A 7260-nucleotide genomic window follows, 5' to 3' on the forward strand; every position below is an offset into this window, starting at 1 on the left:
ATATAATGTAAATCTGTACTGATAATCAACACAGTAAAGTTAAACTATTCCTACACGGAAATGCATATTGATAAAAAAACACATAAAACAATGATTTATAAAGAAAAAAAACACTGCAAAATTGGTAAACAAACGTAAACAAGACATTCAAATGTCATAATAAGCTGCTAGCTCACATCATTTTATTGACCAAGTATTAACCAATCTCAAACGATGTTACACCAAACACACGAGTTAATGGTAAATCAGGTTGTTCACCGGTATACATTCTCGCGGTTTCAAAGGAAAGTGACATCTTGTACTTTTGTGCAAGCGCAACAGCAGCTGCATTTACTTCTGGCACGTCCAAATAGATGGCCTCGGTTGTTGATACCTTAGCTCTAAGCGCTAAGAAAAGTGTCTCTGCAAGTTCCGCGCTATCAGCGTAAAGAGGACCTATTTTATAGCCGACGTGACAAGGGCGGATCACACCTATGGCTGCAAGTGTGTCATCCTGTTTAATGCCTAAAGCGTGGCAGTTTGGCTGGTTAAACCAAGCGTCAACAAAAGCGACTCTTTTTGCGGGGAAAAACGCACTGTCATAAGCAATGACCTCTTCTACCGGTAACCTTTCAAGTGCCACTAAGTTTGAGCAATCTGGCGCTTCGCCACCACCCACTCCTTCGTAGCGCATATTACGATAGGCGAGCTTAAAACCCGATTTTTTGTAATTATCTTGCTGAGCGACCACTCCATCAAGTGCGACGTTACAACCAGCTAAATATTGAAGCCCTGCCTGCCAAATCTGCATTCCATAACCCTGACCTCGATATTCTGGCTTAACGATATAAAAGCCTAAAAAACCAAATGTATCATCATATTTAACCACTGAAATCGAAGCGATAGGTTCATCGCCAAGATAGCCAATTAAAAAGCCATTTGGATCGGCTTGATAGTAGCACTTAGCGTCGCTAAGCCCAGGGTTCCACCCTTCTTGCAGAGCCCATTTTGCTGCAATTTCTAATTCAGTTAAGTTCATTACTTTTATATTGAATGTTCTATTTTCCACGGCGTATCTACTTTTCTCACCTGATGTAGTTTGTATTATAGCGGACAATCCAGCACTGCAATGGCCCTATCATAGGCATGATAAGCCACAAATTTGGAGAAAATATAAAGGACAGGCACGCTAACGCCCGAACAATTATGATCACTGATTGATTTTCCACGCGCCTCGCTATATGGTGTCCATCAAATACGAGCCTAACGTATTAATTACCAAAAAATAAACCATAAAAAGGAGTTGTTTTATGGCCCTCTACATTAAAGATTCGGCGGTCGCATGTCCTGCGGAAAAAGTATTGCAAGCTACTGACTTTTACAAGCCATTCCCGAGCACCCAAGATGTCGCGTTTAATGACACTCAGCTATTACCAATAGGACTACTTGACTATTCAAGGTTAGACGCAAACAGCGATGATAATATACTTATCGCATTACCGATTTCTATGGAGATTTTTGATGGCGACCTTTCCTATATCTCCTACTCATTGACAGACATTGGGTGGCAAGTTGACGCTCACAATGTTGACAATCTAAGTGAAGAGAAGGAGGATTTTGAAGACTATAGCGAATACTACCAGCAAGCAGCCAGCTTCTATGCTAAACATCAACGACTTAACTACTCTCTTGACGAAAGCGAAGAAAGCGACCCGCTCTTTGAATTAGGTGGCCAACCCATGCTCGGTTGCAATTGGGACGCCTATTTGTGGGATGAAGAAGGTGATGATGAAACGCGCTATTTTGACGCTATGGATGAGCAAAGCGGCGAGAATTACAGTCACTACTCCACTCGTGAAATTGGCTTTTTTGATGAAGAGCACGGTGTAGATTTTACTTATCTTGGTACCTTCTGCTTCTCTACTTATTTTGAAGGCGGTGGTGAAGGGATTGTTTTTTATAGCGCTAAACACAAAAGAGTATTGGTTATCGCCGAGTTTTCTTAAGTTCAATTAAATTCTCTCAAGGCACGATAACAGAAGTCAGCGTGCCTTTTTATCTTAAGCAAACTTTAAGTGAACCAACACACCTGTTTCGCCACTTTCAATCATCACCTCCACAGAAAACTTCTCACAAAGACGCTTTACTAGCGATAAGCCAATGCCTGTGCCTGAACTATTGGGACCGCGCATTCCAGACTCAAAGGCTTGCTCGTTTGCAGTAAAGATCTCTGATAACCCTTGCCCATTATCCGCAATTGTTAGTGTATTATCTCTGTAACGAATATGGATTTGCTCACCTTGGCTATGATGTACAGCGTTCTGTAGCAGGTTTTGCACCACCAATCTTAGCTCCTGCGCAGCCATAGAAACAAATACATTGGCGGGTAAGTCGATAGTTAGGACTTTATGCTCAAACAGCGCTTGATTGTTGATAATGCAGGCTTCAATCACGGATTGTAGATTAGTCTGTTCCGGTGTATCGGCTTTTTCTCGGGCAAGGGCAAGTAGCGCCTCTAGTGTTAGCTGTATCTGCTGGTCAGACTCCGCTATCCTTGCCACCAATTCCTGCTGTTTACTATTTAACTCAGTATGGTTGAGTAAACTGACCGCCCCTTGGGAAATGGTGACAGGTGTTCTCAATTCATGGGAAATATCTCTGGTAAATTGGCGTTCACGCTCAACGAATGCTCGAATGCGAGTAAGGGCTGACTCTAGCGTTTGTGCAAATTTACCAATTTCATTTTGCGAAAACTGAGATGCAAAATTGGTCGGGAGGTTTTCAACGGGACTTGCTTCTACAATTACCATTAGCTCATCCAAAGGTTTAAGTAGTCTTTTCGCCAGCTTTACCGTACCAAGCGCTAGCAATAGCGCGATTACTAAGCCAATCACCAATAAGGCCAATGAAAAACCAAGCATCAAGCCTCGAAGTTCGCGTACCACAAGATGGTCGCTTACTTCAGCAAGCAATATGCCTTGTCCACGGTCATGCTTGTTTAGAAAGACGATATGATAATGTTTACCCGCCTCAGCACTAAACTCTTTACGGTTTGGCTCCTCAGCAAGTAGCGTTTTTACCACCGCAGGTAAAGTATCGGTTGTTGGATGAAATGTGACGAAGTCAAAATGCGGTTCAGGTGTCTGGTTATTGATGATTTGAAGCGCTGTCTGCTTTCTTTCATCTTCTAAAATTTGATAAAAAAAGCTGTCTTCTATGATGTAGCTAAAAAGCAAAGTGATCAGTGAAAATAATACACTGAGCAGCACGACGATAGAGACAAAATAAGTGATGATGCGGTTTCTTAGTTGTTTTGTTTTCATTTTTCTCAATTGCTATTTCAGCTATAAATCCAGCACTAAGCCAACGCTGTGAATCGTTTTAATAATGGCAGTTGGAAATGGCTTATCTACCGCTTTGCGTAATTGGTAGATGTGTGACCGTAAAGAGTCCGAGTCAGTGCCCTCCTCGCCCCAAATACGCTCAACAAGCTCACTCTTAGATACCGCTCTAGGGTAACTTTCCATCAAAATTTTAAGAATATTGAACAAAATTGGCGGTAACACGAGTGTAGTCTCACCACGCGTTACCGTTTGATTTTGGTAATTGAGCGTAACCTGTTTATCTGCCTCCCCCACACTGAGCGCCCTTGCAGCAGGTATGGGATTTAATCGACAAGTTAATGCGCTGACTCGAGCTACTAGCTCCTCTAGTGAAAAAGGTTTGGTGAGGTAATCATCCGCACCCTGCGCAAATCCTGCTAATTTATCGTCCAAAGTATCTCTAGCAGTTAACATTATGATGGGAATATGCCTGTCGGCTTGAAGTCTTAATCGCTGGCAGACCTCAAGCCCTTCGATATCTGGCAGCATAATATCCAAAATAATACAGTCAAAATATTGTGTTAGTGCAAGCTCACAACCTTGCTCTCCCGTATAAGCAAAGTCCAGACTATGTCCCTGCATATCGAAGTAATCAGCAATATTACTTGCAATCGCGGAGTTGTCTTCAATTACTAATATATTGAGTTGTGAGCTTGTTTTCATTAATACCAACCTTGTAATTCTTTATAGTAGCCTTCAGGCAAGATATGCTCACCTTCAATAACCACGTGATGTTTTTTAACACTCGCAATAGCTTCGAATAATACTTCGTTCTCACGTTCGCTGGCGTATTCATCGTCATCTGCCGAGACCAACCACACCTTGGGAGAATCAACGGCTGTCGCAAAGTTTTTAATCGCCACTCGTGCCACCGCATTAGTCAGGTAAGGCGGCACAATTGATAACACATTATCCACTCGTTTATCCAGTGCAGCTAAAATTAAACTGATTTGACCTCCCATGCTGTATCCTGCAACACTGATTTGGTTTTGATCAAATTGCGATTGGGTTGCTATCCAATCAAGCAGAACTCTGTGATCCTTTACCGAATCAATAACCATGTTTTCATAGGGCTCGCGTTTTCCCCACCAATCTAAATCATGCATAACATCAATAAGGTTATAGCCTGGGTTTTTACGCTTACCATGGTTTCTGGAATCAATGGCAATCACAGCATACCCGTTTGCTAGTGCCATTTTGGTAAGTTCATCCGTTTGCTCGTATGTGTCACGTCCTTTAAAGCTTTCTTGTATCCAGCGTACATCACTTCGACCCATACCGTGGACCCCCACCATAACGGGCATTGGTTTAGTCGCGTCATAATTATTTGGATAGAGAATATGCCCATTGACTTTATCGCCATCAAACGTTTTGTACTCAAGCGCAAAGTGATTAGCTTTTAATGGTGAAAGATTTACCTCTACCGCCTTTTGCTCATAGCTATATATTTGCGCTAATTCCTCCGGCGTAACACTATATGGCTTTAGTCCAAATACTGCGTACCAAACAGCGGCAACACCTGCGATAATTCCAGTCACTACTAACATTGTTTTTCTCCAGCTTTGCTTAACCATAAACTTTCTCCTTTAGTGCAATCAGACTCTCCGCCGTCCCGTGCTTTTTAAGCGCTGCTTCTAATGTGGACTGTGCACCAGATATATCATTTAGTTTGAGCTGTGCATTTACTAGCGCTTCGTACAGCATGGGGTGATCAATATCTGCAAGGGTTAACTGCATCAACTCAACGGCCACCGCAAGTTGATGAGCAGTTTGCGCATGCTGCGCTTGATATAAACCAGAGATCCCGAGCAACATAGGATCAAATGATGACTTATCCGCTAAATAACGTGCCCTCGCTTTGCTGCTATCTGAAAAGAATTGCTCTACCAACAAAATACTTTCATCGTCTTTGAATCGCGGTAACTCGCTTACCGTCAGACCAAGCGCCGCAACCACCGCTTTAGCGGTATTTACCGTAGAAAAAGGGTTTTGTCCCGTGATCAATTGACCATCAATACTTACCTGATTCAACATCAATCCGTCTTGCACAAACGATGCACCACGCTCAATGAGTTTATCTTCAAGTAGGAATGGAAACTGTTTGGTCCACTTTTTACCAAACGCTGCCTCTTCTTCGTTAGTAAAACCATTTACTCGCTTGCCGGCGATTAAATACTCTCCATTTTCAAGCTTTACATCCACCAATGCCGCAGGACCATGGCAAACAGCACCAATTACGCCATTGTTAACGTAGATATCACGAATAATTGCCTGTAACGGTTTGGAGTCATGCAAGTCGAACATTGGGCCTTTACCCCCAACCACAAACACAGCATCGAATTGCGCGGGCTCTAACTCACTCAGTCTTTTAGTGTTTTTAAGCTGCGCCATCGCCGCCGTATCGTTACTGTATGCTTGATTATAGGGTTTGTTTTTATCGAACTTATCTGCCAATGGTTCACCGCCCTTTGGCGAGGCTAATGTGACTTTTACGCCATTTTGTTTAAACACGGCATATGCTTTACTGAGCTCGTCAAATTCAAACCCAGGTTTGCTTAAAGTGCCATCAGCCCCCATTTCACCATAGCTACTGAGTACCATGAGCACATGAGGTGTGTTTTTATCTTGTGCAAGCGTATTGACTGAAGTTGCTGACAACGCAGCAACGAGAGATAAGGTGAATAGTGATTTGTTCATCATCCTGTCCTCGGGTCTGTTGACCCTTGTGTTGTTTTGTTACAGACACTTTATGCGGACAGGTGTGAAATGGATGTGAAGTCAATTCACATGATTTAAAAAGCGAAAACCAGTTAATTATGATCTTAAAGGCTTTGGAAATTTTACTCTTACGTCGTCTATTAAGCGCTTGCGCGAGCTACGTTCACGCTCATGAGGCGCGAATAAAGCACTTGCCTCATCTAATAAATCGACCACTTGGTGAAGGTTGGTTAGTTCATCTGGGCTCAAGTGCTCATCTTGTGCTAAATACTCGTTAATAATAACGATAGCGGCTTCTTTATTTGCAATATCCTCAGGTAAACCGGTTTTTGTACAAAGTCCGTAAATACCGCCAAGGAAGTGTTGCCACTCACTTTCTAAGTGAGCGTCGATGTTTTTATTTAGTTTTGCATCTCGCGGATTAAGGCCTTGCGCTTTTAATCTATGTAGTTGGTCTTTATAGCGTTGACTGAAGAGCGAAAAGGCTTGTGCTTCATCCGCTACTTGCGACACAGCACCAAGCCACACTAAAGCGCCTTGCGGATAAAATTCTAGGCAGCTTTTATCACTGTGCTCCCCAAAGAAAGAATCACATTCGAGCTTTAATGTTAATTTATAGGCGGCTTTTGGCATCAAACGTTTTTCAATTAACATAGCCAATTCAAAGTGAGATAGCTGCGACTCGCGTAGCAAGGCCTCTTTGGTAATAAAGTGCGCCTGCAGATAATTAAGTAGTTCCATTGATTATTCCTTTGAATTAGCTAGCTTTATTTTTGCCCTGAGCGCAGTCGTGATGATAATCAAACCAAGCAAGTTGATTTTTACTGCAATGGTTTCTAGAGTCAACTGAACCGTTAACAACAGTCCTGATGAAAATTGGATTAGCGTATCATTGACAACTACGCCAATGGACATAAGCGCGCCCAGCACTGCTGCCCAATTTAAGGCCCTGAGTTGCTTTTGATATAACTTAAACGCGACGAATAAACACAAAAAGCTAGCAGTAAAGTCTAGAATTAAGGTCCATTCTGGGGCGCTAAATACGCCCAATAGAAATAATACAAACCCAGCTATTCCCGCGCATGCTAATAAGAAGGTAGTAATTTTTGAGCTATTTATATGGTGAGAAAACATCGATTTTATTTTTTATTATTGCTCGTTAGGTTAGCGGCATTATAAC

The 7260-nt window shown here is 42.3% G+C and carries 8 protein-coding genes; 1 reads left to right on the plus strand and 7 read right to left on the minus strand.

Annotated features, from left to right (window positions below):
- Positions 1-196: 196 nt before the first annotated feature.
- Entirely contained in the window at positions 197-1048 is an 852-nt protein-coding gene (locus tag L1D50_RS19940; RefSeq protein WP_128726297.1) for a GNAT family N-acetyltransferase, read from the minus strand.
- 241 nt (positions 1049-1289) lie between these two features.
- Between L1D50_RS19940 and L1D50_RS19945 the strand changes: the two genes are divergently transcribed.
- Positions 1290-1985, plus strand: coding sequence for a hypothetical protein (locus tag L1D50_RS19945; protein WP_138521507.1), 696 nt, complete (start codon positions 1290-1292; stop codon positions 1983-1985).
- Between the two features lie 54 nt (positions 1986-2039).
- Here the strand turns inward: L1D50_RS19945 and L1D50_RS19950 are convergent, their stop codons facing one another.
- The 6 genes from L1D50_RS19950 to L1D50_RS19975 all read right to left on the minus strand — a co-directional run bounded on the left by L1D50_RS19950 (position 2040) and on the right by L1D50_RS19975 (position 6995).
- Positions 2040-3302: a HAMP domain-containing sensor histidine kinase gene (locus L1D50_RS19950; RefSeq protein WP_239966664.1), complete on the minus strand. Its 1263-nt coding sequence runs from the start codon at positions 3300-3302 to the stop codon at positions 2040-2042.
- Between the two features lie 21 nt (positions 3303-3323).
- The gene (locus L1D50_RS19955) at positions 3324-4025 is read right to left on the minus strand and encodes a response regulator transcription factor (protein ID WP_128726294.1); all 702 of its coding nucleotides are present in this window, start codon (positions 4023-4025) and stop codon (positions 3324-3326) included.
- Positions 4025-4936: an alpha/beta fold hydrolase gene (locus L1D50_RS19960; protein ID WP_128726293.1), complete on the minus strand. Its 912-nt coding sequence runs from the start codon at positions 4934-4936 to the stop codon at positions 4025-4027. Before L1D50_RS19960 ends, L1D50_RS19955 begins: the two co-directional genes overlap by 1 nt.
- Entirely contained in the window at positions 4929-6059 is a 1131-nt protein-coding gene (locus L1D50_RS19965) for a type 1 glutamine amidotransferase domain-containing protein (RefSeq protein WP_128726407.1), read from the minus strand. Before L1D50_RS19965 ends, L1D50_RS19960 begins: the two co-directional genes overlap by 8 nt.
- Positions 6060-6176: 117 nt before the next feature.
- Positions 6177-6821 carry a DUF6058 family natural product biosynthesis protein gene (locus tag L1D50_RS19970; protein WP_239966665.1) on the minus strand — a complete coding sequence of 215 codons (645 nt, stop codon included), beginning with the start codon at positions 6819-6821 and terminating at the stop codon, positions 6177-6179.
- A gap of 3 nt (positions 6822-6824) precedes the next feature.
- Positions 6825-6995, minus strand: a complete 171-nt coding sequence (locus L1D50_RS19975; protein WP_239966666.1) for a hypothetical protein — start codon at positions 6993-6995, stop codon at positions 6825-6827.
- Positions 6996-7260 lie beyond the last annotated feature (265 nt).

The sequence above is a fragment of the Pseudoalteromonas sp. Isolate6 genome (assembly GCF_022398435.1).
GTDB classification, from domain to species: Bacteria; Pseudomonadota; Gammaproteobacteria; order Enterobacterales; family Alteromonadaceae; genus Pseudoalteromonas; species Pseudoalteromonas galatheae.